Source organism: Marinomonas sp. BSi20584, assembly GCF_002792415.1.
In the GTDB taxonomy this organism is placed as follows: domain Bacteria; phylum Pseudomonadota; class Gammaproteobacteria; order Pseudomonadales; family Marinomonadaceae; genus Marinomonas; species Marinomonas polaris.
Genome location: NZ_KZ454885.1, coordinates 1 through 25,746 on the forward strand (window position 1 = coordinate 1; position 25,746 = coordinate 25,746).

The window sequence follows — 25,746 nt, forward strand, 5'->3', positions numbered from 1 at the left end:
CAGTAAACTGCTTTTCAAACCCGTCATGCTCTATGTTGATTGTCGCTATTTTATAACTGCTTGCTTCTTAATGAGTGCTTCAAGACTCAAATAAAGTTTTTTTTATTGAAAATTTGATGAATACTTAAGCTATCAGAGCAGGATTTCCTCTGCCTTTCATAAAATGGAGTCGTTATGTCTTTCTTGGTGTCTATGTCAAGACCCTTTTTTGCATCTTATATTGAAGAGCTTATCATGCAGTATGCGCGAGAGAATGTGGCATCTGGCCGCTGGCAGAAAACAGGATCATTAACTCGATCTAGGCGTGATATAGAAAGACTGTTACCGCGTGGAATAGACACAGATAATAACCATTTCTTTGAAATGAAAGTGCCTGAAGTAAACGAGACAGTCGGTATGATATGGCTGTCTTTAGAGAACAGCAGTACCACGAGTACGGTGTTTATTTACGATTTAGAAATCAAGGCAGAACATCGCCGACAGGGCTATGCGAAGCTTGCCCTAAAGGAAATCGAAGACTTCGCCGCAACGCACAACATTGTTAATATTGGCTTGCATGTATTTTCTCATAATAACGCAGCACAGAACCTATACGCTGAAATGGGTTATGAAACCGTTAGCGTGAACATGGTGAAGAAAATTGGCCAAACTGAGGGTTGATTTTCAGAGACAAACTTGTGGATGATAATAAAATAGCCTCGCTCATTATTGAGCGAGGCTATTTTATTAAATGCAGGGAAGGTTAGCCGAGCATACCTCGCAATACGTACTGTAAAATACCGCCATGTTTGTAGTAGTCCCACTCTTTGGGAGTATCAATTCGTACGTCAGCACTAAAGCTTATTGTTTGCCCTTCGCTATTCGTCGCCATTAGGGTTACTTCATCGGTTTTATCGTACAAGCCATTTATATCAAATTGCTCTTGCCCTGTTAAACCAAGTGATTCATAACTGTCACCGTCTTTAAATTGCAGAGGTAAGACGCCCATACCAATTAAATTAGAGCGGTGGATGCGCTCATAGCTTTCTGCGATTACCGCTTTTACTCCGAGTAGCAATGAGCCTTTAGCCGCCCAGTCACGAGATGAGCCTGTACCGTATTCTTTACCCGCTAAAATAATAAGTGGCGTATTGCTTTCATGATAGGTCACGGCAGCATCGTAAATACTGGCTAAGTTATCATCCGGTTGAGTGCGGGTAATGCCGCCTTCGGTGCCCGGTGCCAGTAGGTTTTTAAGTCTTACGTTAGCAAAGGTACCGCGCACCATCACTTCATGATTACCTCGACGAGAGCCATAAGAATTAAACTGTGCTTTTTCTACGCCGTGTTTTTGCAAGTATAAACCGGCTGGGGAATCAGCCTTAATTGAACCCGCTGGAGAAATATGATCTGTGGTGACAGAATCGCCCAGTTTGGCTAAACAGCGAGCACCTTTAATGCTTGGAATACCCGGAGGATCGATGCTCATGCCATCAAAAAAGGTGGCTTTTTTGATGTAGGTTGACGCGTCGTTCCAGTCATAAAGTTTGCCATCTGGAATTTGGATTTGCTGCCAGTGGCTATCGCCTTCGTATACGTTAGCGTAGCTTTTGGCGAACATTTCTTTGGTAACGGTTTCTTTGACAAGATCGTTGACTTCTTTGACACTTGGCCAAATGTCTTTTAGGTAAATATCGTTACCGTTCGCGTCTTGCGCAAGAGGCTCCTTGTACACATCTATATCGGTACGGCCTGCAATGGCATAGGCGACAACGAGTGGAGGCGAGGCTAAGAAGTTCATTTTCACGTCTTGGTGAATACGTCCTTCAAAGTTTCGGTTGCCAGATAAAATAGAGCTAACGATGAGTTTGTGTTTCTGGATAGCGTCTGATATTTCACTGGCTAATGGTCCAGAGTTACCAATACAGGTGGTGCAACCATAGCCTACGAGGTTAAAGCCTAGGCTTTCTAGGTCATCCATTAATCCTGCTTTTGCTAAGTAATCTGTTACCACTTTAGATCCTGGCGCCAGTGAAGTTTTCACCCATGGTTTTACATTGATACCTAGTTGTTTTGCTTTTTTAGCAACCAAGCCTGCTGCTAGAATGACGCTTGGGTTTGAAGTGTTGGTGCAGCTGGTAATGGCTGCGATAACACAAGCGCCGTCATTCAATTCAAATTCTTGTCCTTTAAATTTAACAATGCTCGCGCCTTTAATTGGTGCTTCATCTACGGACTCATCGGGGTGAATAACAGGGCCTTCACTTTCTATACGAGCTTGTTCTTCACTGCTTTTATTTTCACGAGCCATTCGTTCTTCTTGAAAGCCTTTTAGATGATCACGGATAGTGTCACCTGCTTTATCAAGGGGTATCCTGTCTTGTGGTCGTTTAGGGCCTGCGAGGCTAGGAACAACATCATTCAATATAAGTTCAAGTTTGTCGGTATAGTTGGCTTCATCGCCATCATTGCGCCATAGACCTTGGTGTTTTGCGTATTCTTCAATGAGGTTGAGTTGCGTTTCGTCGCGATTTGTTAAACGAAGATAGTTAATGGTTTCATCATCAATAGGGAAGATGCCGCATGTTGCTCCATATTCTGGAGCCATATTGGCAATGGTTGCTCTGTCGGCAAGTGGCAAGTCAGCAAGACCATCACCGTAAAATTCGACAAATTTACCAACGACGCCATGATTTCGTAGCATTTCAGTGATGGTAAGTACTAGATCGGTCGCCGTGGTGCCTTCCGGTAGGCGGCCACTTAGCTTAACACCAACAACCTGAGGGATAAGTAAGCTGATAGGTTGACCAAGCATAGCGGCTTCGGCTTCAATGCCGCCGACACCCCAACCAAGTACCCCTAAGCCATTAATCATTGTGGTGTGTGAGTCTGTTCCCACTAGCGTGTCCGGGTAGGCAAACTTTTTGCCATTGCGTTCTTCGTTAAATACCACGCGAGCTAAATATTCTAAGTTTACTTGGTGCACAATACCTGTCGCTGGTGGCACGACTTTTAGATTATCAAAGGCGGTTTGTCCCCAGCGCAAAAATTCGTAGCGCTCTTTATTTCTTTCATATTCAAGTTTGGTATTTAAATCAAATGCAGCTGCATTGCCATAACCATCGACTTGTACTGAGTGGTCAATAACCAGTTCGGCAGGAGATAGTGGGTTTATTTTCGCCGGATCGCCGCCTAGCTTTTCCATCGCATCGCGCATCGCAGCTAAATCAACAATGGCTGGGACGCCGGTAAAGTCTTGCATGACAACACGTGCAGGCGTAAAAGCCACTTCGGAGGAGGGTTTAGCTTGAGGGTCCCAATCTAATAACGCTTGGATGTCTTGCTTTTTAATATTAACGCTATCTTCGTTACGAAGTAGGTTTTCGAGTAATATTTTTAAAGAAAACGGCAGTCGCTTGGCTTTGTCGCCAAGTCCTTTTAAGGAGTGAATATGAAAATGCTCGCCATTAACGGTGATCTGTTGTTGGGTGTCGAAACTGTTGTTCATTTTTTTCCCCTTTGTCTATTAGGCAGATATCTTTAGACAGATATCTTGAAAAAACCTCTAAAGTGTGATGTTTTGATAAGTTTAATGTTGACTAAGAGTGTAGCAGTACTTTTTGTCTTAGACGACCGCATGGCGCCGATACTCTAGACTTCACCGCTGCAAAGCCCTATGTGAGTTGGATTTCATAGAAAAGAGTCTTACTTTTTTCGCATTTAATTATTAGGGTAATAGTAAAAACTATCATTACAATCGTACTATTCGTCCCAGTATTTCTTGGATTGGTTACTATATTTCCTTCTAAAAGAGAAAATCACAATCAAGTTATATAAAGAAGAAGTAAATAAATTGGAAGATGGAAAGTCGAGTTGAGCGGTTTGTCCAGAATGTCAGAGGTGAGGCAAAAGAATTATTTAGACTAAGTAAGAAATTACGTTTTCTCTATTTAAAAGAGCTAAGCGAATTTGACAGTTTGAAGTTAGGATGAATTTCTTGCTAATTTAAAAATATCCATCAAGATATAATGTTGAAAGAACTCATAATCAAAGTGCGAACTAGATCGGTTTGAGAGTTTACCTGTACTTTATTAAATACATTTTTTAGTTGGCTTCTGACTGTTTGAATGCTGGCGCTTTTAGAATCTGCATACTTTTGTAATGATAAACCGTTTGTTAGGGCTAATGCTAATTGAGCTTCTGAAGTTGTTAGATTATATACCTCCTTGAGCACTTCCAATGACATATGGGAGCAAAGGTCAGGATGAGAAATATACACCAGAGCAAAATTTGATATTTGGTGTTCATTTTTTAATATATCTAAATCGTGCACTCTTGAGTTTGTGATCGTTATAGATAGCGGTGTCACATTATTGTTATTTTCTAATTGTAATGAAGTAGCCGAAATCTGACCGTCTAATACATTTTGTATTTTTGATTTAAGATTTTTTTTGGATGACACCTTGTCGGTGAATAATTGTTTATCTTTTATATGAAGGCCAAAGACGCTATTAGCTAAAGATGTTGCTAAGTCGTTTATAAAATGAACCTTTAGGTCAGCATCGATTGCAATTAGGCCAAGCGGAACCTTAGCTAATGCACTGCTAAGGACTTCTTCTTTTTCATATAGTTTTTCAAGGATGTCAGAGAAATCAAATACTCTACGAAAATGAGGGTAAAGTCGTGACAATACTTTTAGCTCATTGTCATTAAATTGTTCCTGATCCATACCACGATGAATGCCAATACCAACGAAGTACTCAGTATTATTACAAATATTTAAAGCACTTATGTAGCCAACATTATTAGGTAAAAGTAGGTTTTGATAAAAGTCAGGATGGTCGAATTTTGATGTTTTATGGTCAATGGCTCCAAGCACGGTTCCTTCAGGTAAGGCTTTCATAATGGTGCCTGTAGCATCATAAACACCTAGTTTCTCTTGATATTCAGGAGAAAAATCGCTCGGAACACCATAACTTCCCAAGACTCGATAAACGTTTTTCTTAAATTTAATAAAAAACAGTCCAGCGCTTTTGGCTTTAATTGTTTCACAGAGTTTTTCTAAGACACTGTCCCAGTCTCTGTGCTCAAAGCCACGCTCATAGATCATATCGACTAAATCTAAAATAGAGTTTTCTTTCATATCGAAATGTTCCTAAGAAGCGGGAGGATACAAGTCTGAATATACCCCATGTAGGGTATGACCAAAATAAAGTAGATGTTTATATTTGTAAAAATATTCAATTTTATCGCAATCCTCTTAGAAGCGAGTAGTTGTCGAGCGACGTCCCTATGCACCACAATCTCTTGCTACAAATAAAGAAGCAATTCAAGTGGTTCGAAATAAGCAACTGAAGCAGGCAGGTAGTTCAGTGGTTAATGACGACTCTTGTCAATCTATGAATGCTAATATTAAATCACAACAGTAGTGATCCTAGCCTGCAAGCCTCTTACGAGCATTTATAACGTGCATACGATGAAAATTGTAGTGCCGTTGGCAACGGTTCTCGGATATCTATAAAAGAGAATCATTTCTTTTTAGACGGAATAGGGGGATTCGCTAGCTGTGGAAAAATTAACGAAGATCAGGTCGAATTATTATGTTTGAATGCAATTACCTTGAATGCAGTAAGTAGGCAAGGGGATTTGCACCAACAGCAACATCAGATGGCCTTTATAAAGCTCACAAAAGTAGTGCTAAGTTATATATTATATCCTTGGGAAGACTGAAGGTTTATTAAATTATTAATATAAAGCTTGGTCCTAATCTTATGTTGAGGCTATATTCTTTAGTAAATTAATTTGAGCAGGCTAAAAATAGGGAGATTTATTATGGCAATTATCTGCGGGCCAATGGTTAGGCATACAACTCGTGAAAAAATTAATATATGGCAAGTTTTAGACCATGAGTTTAGTGAGATAAATCTCGCTGTTTATCCATCATTACAGAGTTTGGGTAATATTGCTTCAGAGGTCTCAAGTAGTATTGTGCAACTTGGCTCGTCCTGTTTTGCTGTAATGTTATCTGCCACCATAGCGCCGTCTGATTCTAACGAGATTATTTATTATGATGTCATTGTGGATGGCGAAGGCTTGGTAGAAACAGGGCTTAATGAACTGGTTTGTTTACAGGGAGAAAAGCTACCAAGTGTGATGATACCGAAGCAACATCGTTATCTATATCAGGCATCTTGTCGTAAACCCCATGATAAACAAGGTGTTGACCATTTAGCTGAAATGGCTGATTTGATTGAGGAAGCCTTAGGGAAGAACACAAGACCTAGTCAGCTGTATCTTACTGGCGATCAAATTTATGCGGATGATGTGTCACCGATATTGCTGCAATCCTTTCAAGATGTTCGAGAGGCTTTAGGTCTGCCCCATGAAATGATGTATACCGACAAAAATGACTCTTTTGATCCAGATAAAATGCATTTAGATGGTCGATGGCGTAAGGCTAAACGAAAGTTAGGCTTTACCTCTGGAGAGAAAAGGTCCCATCTTTTTAGCTTTTCTGAATACTTTTGCATGTATTTATTCAGTTTTGGTGCCAGTTTACCCAAGCAAAAATTTGCTAAATATAAAGCGCTACAGCCAAGACTGACATCGCTGCGACGTAAAGATGATAGGGAATATCATTATAGCTCTATGCAATACGAGAATGAAAAAGTGGTTTTGGAGCGATTCGCGCAAACGGCAACGAGTCAAGTTCGTAAAGCATTGGCTAATATTAGTGTGTATATGATGTTTGATGATCATGACGTGACGGATGATTGGAACTTAACAGAGGAAAATAAGCATAATCTTTCTAGTAGTTGGCTGGGTAAACAGGTTTATGTAAATGCTTTGTCTGCCTATGCTGTTTGCCAGCATTGGGGGAATCAGCCTGACGCTTTTAGTCCAACAATACAGCAAAATATCGCGGCTTTAGCAAAGAATCCTACTCAGGAAAATCATAAACCCTTAGAAGTGTTATTTAGTAAGTATTGGGGATATTTATTAGAGCAAGCACCACCAACACTTGTATTGGATACTCGGACCCAGCGAGTATATGACGGTGATAACCTTGAGTTGATGTCTGAGCAACAGCTTGATGCTATAGGCGAAAAACTTGCTCTTTTACCAAAAACTTCTGTGCTAATACTGGTTTCTCCTACACCAATGTATGGCTTTAATGCCATTGAAGCTGCTCAACTTAGTCCGCTATTAACAAAGTTTAAGGCTTTTTCTGATAGAGAACCGTGGATTGCGAGCGAGAAAGCGCTTAAGAATTTACAGAATGCTTTGTTGAGAACGCCTGACATAAAACATGTCATTATTTTTAGTGGTGATGTGCACTACGGTTTTCTGCGCAGGCAGCATTTAGCAGCTCAAGGCGTAACATTTTGGCAGTTTTGTAGTAGTGCTGCCTGTAATTCACCTGTTGGTGGTAATGTTGGTTTGTCTTTGGCTTCTACAATGGCGAAGCATTTTTACCATGATGACACAAAATATCTAATGCCGAATGGTAAAAGACCTCATTTTTTAACTTCAGATAAAAATATTGGGGCTTTGGAATTAGATATCGTGAATATGGCACTTGTTCCTGTTAAAGCAACCCTTCATTGCTGCTCCGCTTCCGGTGAAATTTATGAGAAATGCTATGATTTAACTGATTGCCATGAATACCCTTCATAGTGTTGGTTGTTGGTCTCTTTGTTTCAGGGTATCTGGTGAGTAAGGTGGATGCGGCCATCGTACATGTTCTTAAACCTGAGGTGCTGTTTACTCCTATAATTGGCTTTAGGGTGCTACTAACAATCGGTTCTATAGCGTTGGCTCTTGTGCTGGCATCATCAATACGCTTCTACTCTCATACTTGTGTTCAGTCGGTTAATAAAGCATCGGAAGTTGTGGAAGATAAAATTAAAAGTGAATGTAAACGTGTCGTTTTGATTCTAGACAAAAGCGCTTAGTTATGAGCCTGCCATTATTTAAATAGAACTTTAATATAGTCAATTTTTCAGGACTATAATAACTATCATAGTAATTAAGTCCTTATTCTGGTTTTTCTTTTAGGCTCCTATCCACTGTATCGGTTACTATTTCTTTTATAGAAAGACGACATCATTAGCTTTTTTTAAAGCACATCAAGTGGAAAATTAATCAAGTGGTAAGTGAAGCGGGTAGTTGGACTGCTTGTCCAGAATGTCAGGGGCGCGGTAAAAGAAGCCGTAGGTTGCGCAAGAAAGTGCGTTTGCTGTATCTAAAAGAGTTGAGCGAATTTGAAAGATTGAAAGGCGAAGGGCCAGCTCCAGTTCGGCCTAAAGGACATCTTGAATCCTGTTCAAATTGTGCTGGCTCAGGCTTGGTTGCCTCTGTTAGTTACCCTGAACCAGATACTGAAAAATATCCTCATGTTGCTATTATTGGTGGCGGTATAGGCGGTGTGGCTTTGGCCGTTGCTTGTCTGCATCGCGGCATTCCTTTTACGCTGTATGAACGAGATCACGGTTTTGATGCTCGCTCGCAAGGTTATGGTTTGACTTTGCAGCAAGCGAGTAAAGCGATTGAAGGCTTTGGTATTTTCTCGTTAGAAAAAGGTGTGGTTTCAACACGCCACGTGGTTCATACGACGGAAGGCAAAGTTGTCGGTCAATGGGGCATGAGAAAGTGGATGCAGTCTGACGCAAAGATGTCGCCTAAGCGCACCAATATTCATATTGCTCGCCAGTCTTTACGCTCAGCTTTGCTTGAGCGGTTAGGTGGGCGCGATGCTGTACAATGGGGACATCGGTTAGTCGATTTAAAAGAGGGTGATGAGGTTGATCTTAGCTTTTTGGTTGATGGTGAGTTAAAACACGTCAAGGCGGATCTTGTTGTAGGTGCTGATGGTATTCGCAGTGCGGTGCGCCGTTTACTTATTGGTGAGGAAACGACGCCGTTACGCTATCTTGGTTGTATTGTTATTTTGGGGATTTGTCCTTTGTCAGACCTCAATGGTGTAGAAAGCGAACTGCTGGATTCGGCGACGGTATTTCAAACAGCTAATGGTAATGAACGTATTTATATTATGCCCTATGACGCTGATTCTGTAATGTGGCAACTGAGTTTCCCTATGTCAGAAGACGATGCGAAAGCCTTGAGCGCTCAAGGTGTTCAGGCTTTAAAAGACGAAGCCTGTCGCAGAACTCAGTGGCATGATCCTATTCCTCAGATTCTATCGGCTACTCAAACGGCACAAGTGTCAGGTTATCCGGTTTACGACCGAGAATTACTTACTGCAGAACTACTAGAGAAAGGCGATAAAGTCACGCTGATTGGCGATGCAGCTCACCCAATGAGCCCATTTAAAGGGCAGGGTGCGAATCAGGCTTTGTTGGATGCGTTGGCTTTGGCACGCGAAATATCCAAAGGCTGCTGGTCAAAGTCTCAGTGGCGCGAAGCGGGTATTCGATCAAGTGTACTAACCGAGTTTGAAGCTGAAATGTTAGAACGCAGTGCAGTTAAAGTAGAAGGCTCCGCTGAGGCGGCCGAATTCTTGCATTCTGATATAGTGCTTTATGAAGGTGATGAGCCGAGAGGCCGAGCCTTAAAAAGACTAGATAATTAGCTATGAACGATAGAGCAATTTCGGCCCTGTCGTTTTGCTTGATACAAAGCGATATCCGCTTTCTTGAGCGTTATTTTAATCGTATCGTTGCTATTGCTATCCCAATATGAAATGCCTAAGGAAACAGTGATGTTACCTGCTATAGGTATTTCATATTGTGCAATTTTCACACGCAATTTCTCCGCAAAAAGATGCGCAACAGATTGTTTAGTTGATGGTAATAGAATTAAGAATTCCTCCCCGCCATTACGAAAAATGATCGCGTTTTTATCGCCGGTCTCTTTCATTAGCCAGCTCAACTGCTTTAAAACCTCATCGCCTACATCATGACCAAACAGATCATTAACTACTTTGAAATGGTCGATATCTAATGCAATCACAGCAAAGCTTTGCTTCATTTCTCGCCATTGTTCTAGTATTTGATCTAAGCTGCGACGGTTGTATAAACCCGTCAGGGGATCTGTATTCGTGTCTATATTTAGTTGATTTATTTTTTGATTCAAGGAAGCTAAACCGCTAAGAATTGCTCGTTTAAGCTCATAAACCTCAAAATACCATGATTTAATGCTTAGAATATTATGCTCTGCCTCTTTGTCGTGCATATTACTAGCTTGGTGTGCTAACGCTTGTAAAGGTGCTGTAATAAATCGATTTGCGATCCAGATAGCTATAAACGTCAATAGTAGTACTGGTAAGCTTTTCCAAATTACTTCCGTCAACTGCACATCTAATTCAGCCATAGCGCTATCAAAAGGGCGTTGCGTAACTACCCCCCAGCCAGCTCGTTCGATGTGTGCGTAGCCTGCTAGCATAGATATCCCCAATGAATTAACAACGCGAGCACTGCCTGATTGACCGTTTATGGAAGCATCTAGAACAGGGTTGTTTTGAACATGATCTCCAATGCGGTTTTTATGTAGGTGATAAATTATTTCTTTGTGTCGGTCGACAACATATATGTATGAACCATCGCTATAAGGATGTTGGCCGAGTAGGTTAAAGAATACATTGTTTTGGTGTAGGTAAATGGTGCCGGCAATATAGCCTAAATATTCGCGATTCTTTGTATAAATAGGATGAGAAATACTGACTAGATAACTGCCAGAAGGCGATAGAAATGGATCTGCTACTATTGGTTTTCGACTATTAAAGGATTGGCGTGCTTCAGTTGGTAATAAGAGTCCTTTCACAGGAACTGTAAGTGGAAAAACAGTCGTGATAATTGCTTTTGAATTAATAATTGAAACAGAGTTAAAGAAGCTTGATTGCTGATATAGTCTTTTGGCTTCTGACTCTAGAAGTGCTTCGTTATCAAAATCTGTTGATAAAATATTTGCACTGTAAGCTAATTGCTTTTGAGCATTTTGTAAAAAATTATTGGTGGTTTCTGCTAGCTTTGCAGCGTAAACGCGATTGGCTTCAAGCGTTGAGTCGATCAGTAATTGCTTTTGGACTTGGTAAGTTACATAGTAGCTATTGGCAAAAGTAAGTAACACAGCTGCAATGGTCAGTAGTAAAAAAAGTCTTTGTAAGTCTAAACGAAACAACACTTATCCCCTTTACTAAGCCTGAAATCTTGTGTCTGTGTAGATACGAGCTTTTTATTGTTTTATAAATTTAATCTGAAACTATTATAACGAAGGTTAAGCATTATGAGCAGTAAAAAATTATTGTCTTTATGGTAAAGTAGTATCATTTTTATCAATAAATCAAACACATAATTATCCAAGACTATAAGACCACAATATGACGAGAAAAATATTAAGTTTGAAAGGTAAACGATCTTCAGACGTGAACCCAGTCGATGAGGTGGCCGAGGATTTGTATCCGAATGATCCTGAAAAACGTTTTCTAAACGGCGTGGCCATTCATCCTTCCCCTTGTATTCATCTGGCATCTGGTTCTTCACAGAGAACGGTTCGTGCAATGGATTTGATCACGCCAATTGGTATGGGGCAGCGTGGCCTGATTGTTGCGCCACCAGGATCTGGTAAAACAACCATGTTAAAACACATTTGTCAGGCCGTGGCAGAATCTTATCCTGAAATAAAGCTATATGCCTTGCTTATCGATGAACGCCCTGAAGAAGTAACGGATTTCAAGCGCAGCGTATCGGCAGAAGTGCATGCGTCGTCTTCTGATGAAAGCTATACACAACATGTTCGTGTAGCCGATGCGCTGCTAGCAACAGCGCGTAAGCAAGCCGGTGAAGGTCAAGACGTGATGATTGTGATTGATTCATTAACAAGGCTTGCACGAGTGCATAATGCCGAGCAGCGAGGCAGCGGTCGAACCATGTCTGGCGGACTTGATACAAGAGCGTTGGAAATCCCTCGTAAGCTATTTGGTGCAGCGAGAAAGGTAGAGAACGGAGGGTCATTGACAATTCTCGCGACTATTTTGGTGGATACTGGCAGCAAGATGGATCAGGTGATTTTTGAAGAGTTCAAAGGTACGGGCAATATGGAAATTGTTTTGTCACGAGAAGCGGCGAGTCATCGAATTTTTCCTGCTATCGACATTGCGAAAAGTAGTACTCGTCGAGAAGAATTGCTTATTGATGGAAAAGATCTTGAGAAAGTGCGTGCTTTGCGACGTTCACTTACAAATCTTAAGCCGGTAGATGGTGCTCAGAAGTTAGTTGAATTATTAGAAGAATTTCCGACCAATGCTGAGCTATTGAAGGCTTTTTCGCCGACCTAACTAATAGGTTTTAAAAGGTCTTCATTTTTATAATAAGTACCTGAAGAGCCTTTTTTCTAGAGCAGTTTTTGATTAGTCCTAAATTACACTTGAAATTTTTACTGAGATAGTAATGAAAAAAATCTTGATAACATTGCTTTTTCTATTTCTATATTCAGTTGGATCTATAGCGAAACCTTTGGATTTAACGAAAGAGGAAAAGGGTTTTATTAAAGATAATCCAGTGGTAAGCATCGGCATGATGCCCGATTTTACTCCTTTCTCATATTATATTGAAGGCGAGCCTGTCGGGTTTGAGCACGATTTGTTGAATTTGATATCACAGAAAACTGGTCTGAAATTCGAAAAACACATTGATAAATGGACAACTATTTATAATTCGTTTAAAAACAAAGAAATCGATATGATAAGTAGTATTTCTTATAAAAAATACAGAGAGCCCTTTACTATATTTACCAGTCCATATTACAACATACCTATTATGATCTTCATTAAAGATAATTTTGGTGAATACAATGGGTTAAAAAGTCTAACAGGAAAAAAAGTTGGTGTGTTGAAGGACGTTTTTTATATTAAGGAACTTGAAGATTTAGGCTCAATGAATCTGATTTTTTATGATAGCTATGATGAGTTAACTAAGGATTTAGTCTTCGGTAAAATTGATGCGTTAATGCAAAATCTACCTAATATAAATCACCTGATTAAAAAGAATCTATACAATAATATAAAGTTGGCAAGTGAGCTTGTTTTACCAAATACAAATAGAGAAGACTTAAGGTTTGGAATACAGCCCGGAAAAAGCCTTTTAAGTTCTATTTTACAAAAGTCTCTTACCTCTATATCAAAAAGAGAAATTGAGGAATTGAGTGATAAATGGATTGGCTCTATTAAAGAGTACCCAGGTGGGCATATTGATCTCAATGATGCTGAAAAAGCTTACATTAATACCCATACTATCAAATATTGTATCAACCCAAGTGGTTTGCCCTTTGAAGGTCTGAATGAAGACGGTGAACATGTTGGAATGAGTTCGGATTATTATCGTCTTTTTGAACAAATGCTTTCAGCAAAATTTGAATTAGTTAAAACAAAAAATTGGAATCAATCTGTAGAATTTATACAGCAGAAAAAATGTGACATGCTCGCTTTAGGAATGGAAACGCCAGAAAGGAAAAAATACTTAAACTTCACTAGTCATTATTTAGATGTTCCATTAGTTGTCGCTACGAGAGTTGATGTTCCATTCATTAATCAGATACTGGACTTAGAAGGCGAAAAAATTGGAATAATAAAAGGTGATGCTTTTGTAAAAATACTGCGTGGGAAATATCCGTCATTAAAAATAGTCGAAGTTGATGATATTTATGATGGCTTAGATCAGGTCAAGAATGGCCAACTCTTCGCTTATATTGATACTTTAGCCAGTATTGGGTATGAGTTTCAAAGCAAATATTTTGGTGAATTAAAAATAGCTGGAAAAATATCTGAAAATTTAAGACTTTCTATCGCTGTCAGAAAAGATGATGTTGCCCTGTTAGGGATTTTACAAAAAGTTGTTAATAATATTACAAATGAGCGCCATAGAAAGATATTTACAAAATGGATTCCTATAAAATACGAACAAGACGTAAATTATAAAATAGTATGGCAAATTGTATTGGCTATTGTGATTTTTCTTGCCCTTATGATCTATTGGAATAGAAAAATAATCAAAGCAAATACATTGTTAAAGCAAGCTCAAAAAGATATCGAAGAAAAAAATAAAGAGTTAAACAGATTGGCTCTTACGGATAACCTAACAACATTATTTAACAGAAGAAAGCTGGAAGAGCTTATACAAGCTGAGATTGATAAAGGCTACCATGTTGATAATAGCTTTTGTCTTTCTATACTTGATATCGATCACTTTAAAGAGGTTAACGACAAGTATGGTCATCAGCGAGGCGACAGTGTCCTTGTTGAAATAGCAAGTGTTTTGAAAGACAGTTTAAGAATAACAGACTACGTAGGACGTTACGGTGGGGAAGAGTTTATTATCATTTTCCCTGAATCAAGTATTGAAGATGTTAAGTTAATAATAGAAAGAGTTAGGCTTAAAATTGCACAATATGATTTTGAGGGTATAGAACACAAAACTGCTAGTTTTGGATTAACCGCCTTCAAGGCAGGCGATACGATAGAGGCCGTGGTTAAAAGAGCCGACAATGCACTTTATGAAGCGAAAGAAAGTGGCCGTAATAGGGTTGTCGTTAATTAAATCATCAGGTGACTAATTTGTTCTATGGTTGGGTATTATTAGAAATACCCAACCAATATCGAGCTGCTTAAGGCTTTTTCCCCTAGTTAACTCTTCGCTAAAAAATGTTGCTTTAGACTAAGCGTTTTTATCATTACTAATCAAAACCACGTTGTCTTCTTGAAGATCTAGTTCATCTAGCTTGTCAAGACTACTAAGCCCTTCATGATGTTCTTGTTTTTCTATAGTGTTATCTGATGGGTTGGTGATGCCCATAAATTTGCCGCCAGGCTCAATACTTAAATTGTCACTGTAAACGGTGCCACTAACGCGGCCGCAACTTAAAATTTCAATATAATTTGCGTGGCAGATACCTTCAAAATTGCCGTTAATGATCAAGCGTTCCGTGGTGATTTCGCCTTGAACATTGCCTGATGTGCTAATTTTAATTTGATTTTTTGCTTCAATCTGGCCTTCGACATTACCATCTACTTGTAGTTGGTTAGCGACTTTTATGTGCCCGTTAATTGTGCAGCCTTCTGCGATGAGAGTTGTAGTTGCTGACTGACTCTTAATTCTATTTTGCCCACCAAAGATTCCCATCGTATACCTCTTACACTTTCAAAAATTGTATCAAAATTATCTACATCCCAAACTATGAAGGGCTTGGGATCTAGTGCTCGTCCAATGAACCGTATTTCATAATGTAGGTGAGGTCCTGAGGTTAATCCGCTGTTACCTGAATAACCGATTAAATCGCCTTTTTTAATGAAATCGCCTTTGTTAACCGCAAACTTACTCATATGAGAGTAAGAGCTAGAAAATCCATATCCATGTAATAAGCGCAAGAAATTGCCTGACCCTTCATTACTGGGTCTGGTTACTTCGACTGTTCCATCTGCTGGCGCATAAATTGGCGTTCCTGTATTTACCGCAAAGTCTTGGCCTCGATGAAATTTCATTATGCCAATAACAGGATGCTGTCGCTCTCCATAGCCAGAAGAGGTTCTTGCATCTTTTACTGGTGGCCCACTTGGGATCTGAGTCAGCATTGCAATTCGCAATGACGAGTTCATCGCCGCCGTGTCTAAACGTGATTCAAGCTCGACATTATCTTGATTATCCATGCCTAGAACTTTTTCTAAATCATTTAGTCGATCAGAGACCACTTGCATTCGTTCTTCTCGCTCAGATAAATCCTGTTCCAAGCTTAGTTTTAGTGCTGTAAGCGAGGTGATTTCTTTGGTTAAAGAAGAGGACTTATTTTCTAGTTCGAGCAATTTTAGCTTTGAATATTCGGCATCGCTAATTAAGTAGTAAATGATTCCTGCGGTAAGTAGGATCGCAAGAAAAATAATGTAGCTAATAAACTTGAATGTATGACGTGTTCTTTTGCCGAAACTAAAATGCTTTGTTCCATCAACTGAAGAAATGGATACCGTTATATTGTCTTTCATTGTTTTGCTTTTTTACCGACATCATAATTCAATGCTTAGATATACAGCATAGTATCCATATTTGTAAACTTTTGTATATCAAAGCGGCCTTTTTATACTCAAATAATGCTGATTTGGTTAAATAGATGAACTTTTGAAGATTAGATTTATGGCTGTCACTTTATAGAAAAGAATGCCCCGTAACGGCTATTATTTTAGGCCTTGAGGCTTTGCCCTAGGTAGAAGGTTTTTCTACCTAGGGCAAATCGTATTTTAACGGTTTGCTTTGCGAACGTAATTTAAGATTGAAACGGGTACGACTTTTCTTACTGGAAAGCCTGCAATCTCTTTGCGGTCGATAATGTGCTTTAGTCGGCTTTCAATAGCGCAAAGGTTTTTAAAGTCACCCATGGCAACAAAGGATATAGCTTCACCAGAAGCACCAGCACGACCTGTTCGGCCAATGCGGTGAATGTATTCTTCTGGTTTGAACGGTAAGTCATAATTGACCACGCGACTTAATGAACCGATATCCAAACCACGCGCAGCAACGCCCGTTGCAACTAAATATTTTAGCTCACCAGATTTGAATTGAGCCAAAATCTTTTCGCGCATGGCTTGGCTTCTATCACCATGAATACAATCGGCGACTATTCCTCGTTTGGCTAGCTGATCGACAAGCTTAGCTGCACCGTGTTTTTTCTCGATAAAGATAAGTGCTTGATCCCACTTTTGCTCGTTAATCAAATGGCTCAATAAGGCAGATTTAGTGTCTTTATCAACGGTAATTAACCATTGTTTGATACTTGCGGCCGCGCGGACATTAGGTGAAATAGATATTTCAGCCGCTAGATCGGTCATCTTGCTGTCTGAAAAATCAAACGCTAGAGCGCGAACATCGTCGGTCATGGTTGCTGAAAATAAAAGGTTTTGACGATTTTCAGGTAGGCGTTCCATGATTTTGTTGATATCGCCAACAAAGCCCATGTCTACCATTCTGTCTGCTTCGTCCAATACCATGACTTTAAGTTCATCAAAATGCAGCGCACGTTGATGAGCTAAATCGAGCAATCTGCCTGGAGTGGCGACCAGAATATCTACGCCTTCGATTAAACGTTCTTTTTGTGCTTCAGTATCCACACCACCATACACGGCCATAGAGGTTAGCTTAGTGTGTTTAGCGTATTGAGCAACACTGGCTTCAACCTGAACGGCTAACTCACGAGTCGGCACGAGAATCAGCACTCGAATGCGTTTGCCGCGTAATGTTCCGGCTTTAGTGAATCGTTCTAGCAAGGGCAGAACAAAAGCAGCAGTTTTGCCTGTTCCTGTTTGTGCTGTGGCGATTAAGTCTTTACCCGAAAGGATGATGGGAATCGCTTGTTTCTGGACTGGTGTAGGGGTTTTGTAACCTAATTCGGTAATAGCTTTAACAAGAGGACTGGATAATCCTAGTTTTGCAAATGGCATAAGGTGCTCTGACAGATTGTCGTAAGGTGTGTCGAAATGAAAAGATGATGCAGTATAACGTAAAAGCACTTCTATATTGGGGAAAATCCGTCTGGCGTTGATAATTACTGCTCAGAAAGGATAATGTCTGGTTCTTCCACCTGATAATGTTGCCTGTTATGCGTCTTGATAAGTTTGTTTGTAAAAGTACTGAGTTGACCAGAAAGGAAGCGATTCAATACATTCATTCGGGTGAGGTTTGCGTCAATGGTGAAGTAGTGACAAGCGAAGCGACTCAAGTGCATGAAAACAATACGGTACTCTTGAAGGGTGATAGGCTAAAAGCGCGCGATTTTCGCTACATTATTATGAATAAGCCAGCAGCTACGGTGTGTTCGAATATCGATGAAGTGTATCCGTCTGTGTTCAATTATTTAGACGTTGATAAAGCTTCTGAGCTACATATTGCGGGGCGTTTGGATGCGGATACAACTGGTCTGGTGCTAATTACCGATGATGGGCGTTGGTCTTTTAATATCACACTGCCAACGAACGATTGCCGCAAAGTCTATCGAGTTCAGTTGTCTCAAGCCATTCCTGCAGAACGGAGTAGCGACCTTGTCACTCAGTTCAAACAAGGGCTGCAACTCCAAGGTGAGCAAGGTTTAACTCGTCCCGCCAAATTAGACATTATTACTCCAAAAGAAGTACTTTTAACCATCACCGAAGGCAAGTTTCATCAGGTTAAGCGCATGTTTTCAGCCGTTGGCAATAGAGTGGTTGGTTTGCATCGAGAGAAAATAGGCGAGGTTTGCCTTGATCTTGATGTCGGACAATGGCGTTATTTATCTAAGAATGAAGTAGAGTCTTTTAATAATAATTAAAATTCATCGAGGTTAGGTTATGACAGCAAAACGAATATTATTTACAGGTGGATCGGGAAAAGCAGGCAAGCATGCCGTTGCGTATCTTATTGATCAGGGATATCGAGTACTTAATGTAGACTTGACGCCACTGGATCATCCTAAGGTCGATAACCTGATTGCGGACATTACCGATTCTGGTCAGATGTTCAATGCAATGAGCTCGTATGCTGGTTTTGATGAATTAGAGCCTGGTACAGGCGTGCCAACATTTGACGCTGTGGTGCATTTCGCCGCGGTACCTAGAATCCTGATCAATCCAGATAATGAAACCTTTCGAGTGAATACCATTGGTACTTACAACGTTATTGAAGCTGCGGTAAAGCTTGGTATTAAGAAAGTAATTATTGCGTCGTCAGAGACCACTTATGGTATTTGTTTTTCTGATGGGCAAACCAATCCGCATTCTTTGCCATTAGAAGAAGATTACGATGTTGATCCTATGGACAGCTACGGTTTGTCTAAAGTAGTTAACGAGAAAACAGCACGTAGTTTTCAGCGTCGTTCAGGAATTGATATTTACGCGCTGCGCATTGGTAATGTGATTGAGCCTCATGAATACGCTGAATTGTTTCCACATTATTTTAAACACCCTGAAGTGCGTCGCCGAAATGCTTTTTGCTATATCGATGCTCGTGATCTTGGGCAAATTGTTGATTTATGTTTGCAAAAAGATGGCTTAGGTTTCCAAGTGTTCAATGCTGGCAACGACGATAATGGCGCGATTATTCCGACTAAAAAATTAGCAGAACGCTTTTTTCCAGATGTGCCATTTACTCGAGAAATGGGTGAGCACGAGGCTTTGTTCTCAAACCGTAAGATCCGTGATGTTCTGGGTTTTAAAGAGCAACATAATTGGCGTAAGTATGTGAGCGTTTCTGGTGAGTAAAATTTAGAGAAAAAATCTTAAAACATTGATCCTATCTCATTAGGCTAAGAAAACGTGCGCTGGCTTACAAAAAAACGGCTTCTGTTGCAGAAGCCGTTTTTTTGTAGCAGAGGGTTTACTGTTTAAAATGGGTAAAGGGGTTGTGATATCTCTAGTTCTTTTTTGGTGCGATATGTTGTTTATAAATGGTGCGCTTTGATCTTTTGATTTATATACATGATTTATAAGTATTTAATTGGTTTATTTACATCTCTTATAATTAACAAAGTCAAGAGTGAAAAATTGCATTGTTCCATAATAAAGCATGAAAAATCTGTTGCTTTGACAAGATAATTCTTCTGTTTTCTGCAAGTTTTCTGGTTTATTCCATGTATAACGCTTTAAAAAATTAGTAGCATTGACCGTTTTTCAAACAAATAAACAGGTCAATATTACGATTTTAAGTATTTTCCATATAATCTATGGCACCAATTTAGAGCGATAGATTATTTGTCTTGGTTGTTGAATTTGTTAACTATTGATGATGAATATGCTCAGTTAAGCATCGAGAGCATGAGCTGTACCCGCCTTTCTTCTCATACAACGGTAAGTATCGTCACAAAATTACTTAGTGAAATAGTGTGATTGAAACGTTTAGAAAGTACCCATGCCTTTATTATTCGATGATTAACAAAATGGAAGTAATATTTTGACTATTAAACAGGAACCGAAATTTTATGACTTATGTCCATCAAACCATTTCTGATTTGAAGCGTACTAGTCCTGCTCAATCTGAGTTTTATCAAGCCGTGGAAGAGGTGCTGGATTCACTTGAGCCCGTATTGGAAGGTAATGATCGTTATCAAAAGCAAGCAATAATACAACGTATTGTTGAGCCTGAGCGTCAAATTATGTTTCGTGTTCCTTGGGTAGATGACAAGGGTAACATTCAAGTCAATAAAGGGTATCGTGTTGAGTTTAACTCTGCACTTGGCCCCTATAAAGGCGGTTTACGGTTTCATCCTAGTGTAAATGCCAGCATCATTAAATTTTTAGGCTTTGAGCAAATTTTTAAAAATGCACTAACGGGGTTGCCTATTGGTGGCGGTAAAGGTGGCGCTAACTTTGATCCTAAAGGCCGTTCTGATGGCGAGATTATGCGTTTTTGCCAGTCATTTATGACCGAGTTATATAGACATATTGGCCCAACAACGGATGTTCCTGCAGGTGATATCGGTGTTGGTGCACGAGAAATTGGTTATATGTTTGGACAATATAAACGTTTGACTGGCCGCTACGAAGGGGTACTGACGGGGAAAAGTTTGCTTTGGGGCGGCTCATTAGTTCGTAAGGAAGCAACTGGCTACGGTGCAGTGTATTTTGCTCAGTACATGCTAGAGGCCCGTGGAGACCTTTTAAAAGGTAAAAAATGCCTTATTTCAGGTGCTGGTAATGTAGCTATTTACACGATTGAAAAGCTATATCAGCTTGGTGCGATACCTGTTAGTTGTTCAGATTCACGTGGCACTATTTATCATGACAAAGGTATCGATCTTGATTTATTAAAAGAATTGAAAGAAGTACGTAGCGCAAGCTTGGTAGAGTATTTACAAAAACATAGTGATGCTCAATATATTCCAGCGTCTGATTATCCTGCGAATGGTCATGCCGTATGGCGTTTTAAGGCGGATGCTGCTTTTCCTTGTGCTACACAGAATGAACTTACTTTAGAAGACGCTCAGGCATTATTGTCCAATGGGTGCGTTGTTGTGAGTGAGGGGGCGAATATGCCGTCTACTCAAGCGGCAGCTGATGCCTTTATTGATGCGAAAATTGCTTATGGTCCAGGTAAAGCTGCGAATGCTGGTGGTGTAGCGACTAGTCAGTTAGAAATGGCGCAAAATGCAAGCATGCAAAATTGGACGTTCGAGCAGGTAGATGAAAAGTTGAAAGTAATTATGAAAAATATTTTCAATGCAGCCAATGATACTGCTACAGAGTTTGGTCAACCTGGTAATCTTGTTTTAGGTGCTAATATTGCTAGTTTTAGGCGTGTTGCTGAGGCCATGATTGAGCAGGGAATCGTATAACTTTTTTATAATCACAATATAAAAAAACGGCTTCTGTTATAGAAGCCGTTGATGTGTTTCAGGACGAGACAATTAGGTCTGTCGTTAGCTTAAGTGATGGACTGGCTCCATACCATATACGGATGTATCTATTCCTTCCATGCGTGCTTTTATTTGCAATGATAGATACTGAGAGTAGTGTCTTGATTGATGCAAATTGCCACCATGGAACCATAGCGCTTCTTGATGAGTTGGTTTCCACATGTTGCGAAGCTCTCCTTCCCATGGACCAGGATCTTTTGCTGTGTTCGATCCCATGCCCCAGCATTTACCCACTTTGTCAGCGACATCTTGGGAGATGATTTTTGCCGCCCAGCCGTTCATCGATCCGAAACCTGTTGCGTATACGATTAAATCAGCTTCCAGTTCAGTACCATCCGTAAGCACCACAGATTTTGGTTTAATGCTCTTAATAGAAACACCGGATTTAAGCTTAATGTCTCCATTGGCGACAAGCTCTGAAGCACCAACATCAATGTAATAGCCTGAGCCACGACGAAGGTATTTCATAAATAGACCAGAGCCATCTTCGCCAAAATCTAGTAGAAATCCAGCATCGGTTAAACGTTGGTAGAAGTCTTTATCTTTTTCAGCAACCGCTTGGTAAGCAGGAATATGAAATTGTGGCATCACTTGAAAGGGGATAGATGCAAAGGTTAAATCTGCTTTATAGGTTGTCATACCATTTTCAACGGCTTCTTCTGAATATAAGCCTCCTAGGACGAGCTCCATCAATGAATCAGATTTGATGATGTGAGTGGATGAGCGTTGGATCATAGTGACATCAGCATCATTTTCCCACAGGGCACAGCAGATATCATGGGCTGAGTTGTTGCCACCAAGGACGATGCATTTTTTACCTTTATAGGCTTCTCCGCCAGGATGTTGACTAGAGTGGTGTTGCTCTCCTTCAAAAGTATCCATTCCAGGTATGTTGGGCATGTTAGGTATGCCAGACATGCCTGTTGCTAGTATAAGTTGCTTAGGACGAAGGGTGAGTTTCTCTCCATTTTTATCAATAGTTACCCGCCATTCTTGTTTCTCTTCGTCAAATTCCGCATGTATACAGCGTGTAGATCCCCAATAATTGATCTCCATGACTTTGGTGTACATTTCTAACCAATCACCAATTTTGTCTTTTGGGGTGAAGACTGGCCAGTTTTCTGGGAAGGGGAGGTAAGGCATGTGGTCATACCAAATAGGATCGTGTAATGAGAGTGATTTATAACGATTGCGCCATGTGTCGCCCGGTTTTGGTAGGGCATCAATTACTATAGTGGGAACATCAAGTTGACGTAGGCGAGCCGCTAGACCTATGCCGCCTTGTCCTCCGCCGATAATCAGGCAATAAGGTTGTTCTGTATAACCTAGGGTGGCTTCTTCGTGGTGGCGTTTTTCAAGCCACGTTTGGCGGTTTTTATTGGCTCCATGTTCAGCGCCTTTTGGACGAAGTTTGTTTCGTTTTTCAGGGTAGTCTTTAAGCTCCGTCATTGTTGTTAGGAAGGTCCAAGCAAGACCGTTACGCAATCGTAAATATGCACGTCCTCTAGCAACGGCAGTTTCAAAGGTAATCCAAGCGTCAATCACACCGTCTGTTTCAGTGGCATCTTCTTCTAATTGCCAGTTAGTCGGACAAACACGTTTTATGGTGTCAGCGATCATGTCGCTAATGGCAGTGCGACCTTCAAGGGTTTTAATGTTCCAGGTGAAGGATATTAAGTCACGCCAATACCCATTTTCTTCAAACAGTACCGCAGCATCAGTTGGGGTATTTGAGCTAAGCGTGTTCGAAAGTTTTTCTAGCCAATCCATAATGGCTATGTTGGGTTGATGCATTGTATTTAGTGAAGATGTTTTTTTTGAAGGATCCGTCATAAGTAACTCCAATGTAGATTATTATTTTTATTACTACCCTAATACCAAGTTCATATGCTTGGTTTCATTTGAACTATATTGGTACTGAAGATGGAGCAGTATGCGTGCCAACAGATCGCCACGGATATTTTTTTGTTATAACTTTTTGATTTATATCGTATATTTTTTTAAAAGTAAGATTGATTAAATGATAATGTATTTCGTATTCGTTACACCTGTAATGCTTTTTTTCACAAGTGTAACGTCCAGTGTTCGCCTTTTAACTAAGTAGAGACGGGGAAGTTTGAGATGTTGATCTTGAGCTGGGCGATGAATCAGAATTGGGTAAAGAAGTATAGAAAGCCTGATTCTTCACGAGTAGACTGCTAGTAATCTAAAAATAAAAATAATAGCCAGGAGCAAAGAGTCTGTATGAATCATACAAGTCAGCAACGTCGGCATATTGATGCAATACTTAGCTACAGTGGCCGTCAAGCCTTAGGTAAGCATTATTCTCCCCATGAGTTAATTGGGCGTTCTTGGCAGCGATGCCTTAGTGAATATGGTTTAGACCCCAGTCAACCAAGACCAGCTCGCATTGTGACGCATCAGATTCTTCGTGAGCATCAAGATTCGGTGGATGAGTTTTTGAATGTTGCGCGCGCAGGTGTTGAGCAGCTTTATACCCAAATAGCAGGCTTGGGTTATGTTTTATTGCTGAGTGATTATCGAGGCATTACCGTCCAATTTTTAGGAAGTAAAAATGACGATGAGCGCTTGCATAGAGCGGGTCTGTATTTAGGTGCGGACTGGAGTGAGCAATATGCCGGTACTTGTGCGGTAGGTACTTGTATTCAAGAGCAGCAGGCCCTAACTTGTCATCGAGTCGATCATTTTGATAGCTCCCATATTGGTTTAACTTGTACAGCCGCTCCGATTAAAGACCCATCTGGCCAGTTATTGGCAGTGTTAGATATTTCCGCACTTGATTCATCACGAACACCGGATAGCCAAAATTTTGCTTTGCACTTAACTCAGCTTTACGCTCGATTAATAGAGGATGCGTATTTCTTGAGGCGCTATCGGCATAGCCTGATTTTTAAGTGCGACCAGTCTCGTGAATTGGTTCAAGTAAATGGCCAGTGTTTATTTGCATTAAATGAAGATGGTGAGGTACTGGCTGCAAACACTGCTGGCCGTAGTTTATTATCACAATGTCATATAATTGATCTGCCAACGGTATATTTACCTACATTGTTAGAATGTCAATGGCGGGATATCGTCTCTATTAATTACGAAAGTAAAGATGGTATCCGAGCTTTTCGTTTATCGGGAACACAGCAAACCTTGTTTGGAATGTTGATAGAGCCCGCCACAAATGTGCCTTATCAGCCTCAACTTTCACAAATACTGGCTACTCAAGAAGAGTCTGTTTTTCAACTTGATGGATTGAGTGCGGATGATCCAGCCATGCGTAAAACGATTAGTCTGGCAAAACGGCTACGTCATCGAGATATGAATCTACTGATTTTAGGTGACACAGGCACTGGGAAAGAGGTGTTAGCACAAGCGATTCATGACTCAAGCCATCGTGCACAGAAACCTTATATAGCTGTTAATTGTGCTGCGATTCCTGAATCTTTAATTGAAAGCGAGCTTTTTGGCTATGCGCCTGGAACCTTTACTGGTGGGCGTGCAAAAGGGGCAAAGGGATTAATTCAGCAGGCGAGTGGTGGCACTCTTTTTCTAGATGAGATTGGAGATATGCCCCTGCATTTGCAAACCCGTTTACTCCGTGTATTGGCTGAAGGGCAAGTTATGCCGTTAGGTTCACTACAAGCGATTGATGTGGATGTACGTGTATTAGCGGCCACACATTGTAATCTTGCTCAACTCATTAAAGAGGGGCGTTTCAGAGAAGATTTATTTTATCGTATTAATGGCGCGACATTACATCTACCCACTCTCAAAGCACGTGCTGATAAACCATATCTCATTCAAATGATCTTAAAGAAAATTAATCCAGCAGTGAGATTAAGAGCCGATGCCATGAGCGCACTTTTAGCGTATGAATGGCCTGGTAATATCCGTCAACTTGTTAATACATTAACCTTTGCTGACGCCATTTGTGAAACCGATGAAATATCTATACAGCATCTTCCCGAAGAGTTTTTTGTCCATCAAAACGGATTGGTTGAACCATTGATTCCGCTTCATCCAATAACACCGACTTATGAGGGTTGTCAGAAGTTGTCAAATGATGATTCAGAGCAACAATTTTTATTGAATTTGCTACGGCAGCAGCGTTGGAATGTATCCGCTGTTGCGAAACAATTGGGTGTGTCACGACCCACGATATATCGTCGTATGACAAAGCATCAAATAGTTCAGCCAAAGAATAGTAATTACTAATATAAAAAATTACTGTGAAGCACTGTTTTAAAAATGACACTGAGAATTAAGACATTCATTCTACATTCCTGATTAATGATGACTTTTCTTTTGAGTGATTGATTGAAGAAAAGGAAGATTTAGCCGTTACTATCTTATAGTAGAAGGAGTTTTTCTGGGTAAAGA

At 40.2% G+C, this 25,746-nt stretch carries 17 protein-coding genes; 10 read left to right on the top strand and 7 right to left on the bottom strand.

Going from position 1 to position 25,746, the window contains the following annotated elements; translation table 11 throughout:
• Positions 1-174: 174 nt before the first annotated feature.
• A complete protein-coding gene (locus TY87_RS15375) occupies positions 175-660 on the top strand; it encodes a GNAT family N-acetyltransferase (protein ID WP_100187746.1) in 486 nt (161 codons plus the stop codon).
• Positions 661-742: 82 nt separating this feature from the next.
• Here the strand turns inward: TY87_RS15375 and acnA are convergent, their stop codons facing one another.
• Together acnA and TY87_RS15385 are read right to left on the bottom strand one after the other, a co-directional pair.
• Complete coding sequence (acnA, locus tag TY87_RS15380) at positions 743-3,487, bottom strand: aconitate hydratase AcnA (protein WP_100187747.1); 2,745 nt, start codon at positions 3,485-3,487, stop codon at positions 743-745.
• Between the two features lie 510 nt (positions 3,488-3,997).
• Positions 3,998-5,122: a helix-turn-helix transcriptional regulator gene (locus tag TY87_RS15385; RefSeq protein ID WP_100187748.1), complete on the bottom strand. Its 1,125-nt coding sequence runs from the start codon at positions 5,120-5,122 to the stop codon at positions 3,998-4,000.
• Between the two features lie 689 nt (positions 5,123-5,811).
• Between TY87_RS15385 and TY87_RS15390 the strand changes: the two genes are divergently transcribed.
• The 3 genes from TY87_RS15390 to TY87_RS15400 all read left to right on the top strand — a co-directional run bounded on the left by TY87_RS15390 (position 5,812) and on the right by TY87_RS15400 (position 9,571).
• Positions 5,812-7,656: an alkaline phosphatase D family protein gene (locus TY87_RS15390; protein ID WP_100187749.1), complete on the top strand. Its 1,845-nt coding sequence runs from the start codon at positions 5,812-5,814 to the stop codon at positions 7,654-7,656.
• Between the two features lie 35 nt (positions 7,657-7,691).
• Positions 7,692-7,934: a hypothetical protein gene (locus TY87_RS15395; protein ID WP_157789905.1), complete on the top strand. Its 243-nt coding sequence runs from the start codon at positions 7,692-7,694 to the stop codon at positions 7,932-7,934.
• A 194-nt stretch (positions 7,935-8,128) separates the two neighbouring features.
• Entirely contained in the window at positions 8,129-9,571 is a 1,443-nt protein-coding gene (locus TY87_RS15400) for an FAD-dependent oxidoreductase (protein WP_100187751.1), read from the top strand.
• Here TY87_RS15400 and TY87_RS15405 read toward each other — a convergent pair.
• On the bottom strand, positions 9,568-11,121 hold the full coding sequence (locus TY87_RS15405; RefSeq protein ID WP_100187752.1) for a sensor domain-containing diguanylate cyclase: 1,554 nt from the start codon (positions 11,119-11,121) through the stop codon (positions 9,568-9,570). The two genes, TY87_RS15400 and TY87_RS15405, sit on opposite strands and share 4 nt — an antisense overlap.
• Before the next feature lie 196 nt (positions 11,122-11,317).
• Between TY87_RS15405 and rho the strand changes: the two genes are divergently transcribed.
• Positions 11,318-12,274 carry a transcription termination factor Rho gene (rho, locus tag TY87_RS15410; RefSeq protein ID WP_100187753.1) on the top strand — a complete coding sequence of 319 codons (957 nt, stop codon included), beginning with the start codon at positions 11,318-11,320 and terminating at the stop codon, positions 12,272-12,274.
• Positions 12,275-12,386: 112 nt separating this feature from the next.
• The gene (locus TY87_RS15415; protein WP_100187754.1) at positions 12,387-14,531 is read left to right on the top strand and encodes a transporter substrate-binding domain-containing diguanylate cyclase; all 2,145 of its coding nucleotides are present in this window, start codon (positions 12,387-12,389) and stop codon (positions 14,529-14,531) included.
• A gap of 117 nt (positions 14,532-14,648) precedes the next feature.
• Here the strand turns inward: TY87_RS15415 and TY87_RS15420 are convergent, their stop codons facing one another.
• The 3 genes from TY87_RS15420 to TY87_RS15430 form a co-directional block, all read right to left on the bottom strand.
• Complete coding sequence (locus TY87_RS15420) at positions 14,649-15,113, bottom strand: bactofilin family protein (RefSeq protein ID WP_072840880.1); 465 nt, start codon at positions 15,111-15,113, stop codon at positions 14,649-14,651.
• Positions 15,023-15,967, bottom strand: a complete 945-nt coding sequence (locus TY87_RS15425) for a M23 family metallopeptidase (RefSeq protein WP_072840881.1) — start codon at positions 15,965-15,967, stop codon at positions 15,023-15,025. Before TY87_RS15425 ends, TY87_RS15420 begins: the two co-directional genes overlap by 91 nt.
• A gap of 252 nt (positions 15,968-16,219) precedes the next feature.
• Positions 16,220-17,416, bottom strand: coding sequence for a DEAD/DEAH box helicase (locus TY87_RS15430; protein ID WP_072840882.1), 1,197 nt, complete (start codon positions 17,414-17,416; stop codon positions 16,220-16,222).
• Between the two features lie 158 nt (positions 17,417-17,574).
• Between TY87_RS15430 and TY87_RS15435 the strand changes: the two genes are divergently transcribed.
• The 3 genes from TY87_RS15435 (at position 17,575) to gdhA (ending at position 21,276) form a co-directional block, all read left to right on the top strand.
• Entirely contained in the window at positions 17,575-18,279 is a 705-nt protein-coding gene (locus TY87_RS15435) for a pseudouridine synthase (RefSeq protein WP_100187819.1), read from the top strand.
• 19 nt (positions 18,280-18,298) lie between these two features.
• Complete coding sequence (locus TY87_RS15440; RefSeq protein ID WP_072840884.1) at positions 18,299-19,207, top strand: NAD-dependent epimerase/dehydratase family protein; 909 nt, start codon at positions 18,299-18,301, stop codon at positions 19,205-19,207.
• A 716-nt stretch (positions 19,208-19,923) separates the two neighbouring features.
• A complete protein-coding gene (gdhA, locus tag TY87_RS15445; RefSeq protein ID WP_072840885.1) occupies positions 19,924-21,276 on the top strand; it encodes an NADP-specific glutamate dehydrogenase in 1,353 nt (450 codons plus the stop codon).
• 84 nt (positions 21,277-21,360) lie between these two features.
• Here gdhA and TY87_RS15450 read toward each other — a convergent pair whose 3' ends face one another.
• A complete protein-coding gene (locus TY87_RS15450; protein ID WP_100187755.1) occupies positions 21,361-23,190 on the bottom strand; it encodes a flavin-containing monooxygenase in 1,830 nt (609 codons plus the stop codon).
• A gap of 411 nt (positions 23,191-23,601) precedes the next feature.
• Between TY87_RS15450 and TY87_RS15455 the strand changes: the two genes are divergently transcribed.
• Complete coding sequence (locus TY87_RS15455) at positions 23,602-25,581, top strand: sigma-54-dependent Fis family transcriptional regulator (protein ID WP_100187756.1); 1,980 nt, start codon at positions 23,602-23,604, stop codon at positions 25,579-25,581.
• Positions 25,582-25,746 lie beyond the last annotated feature (165 nt).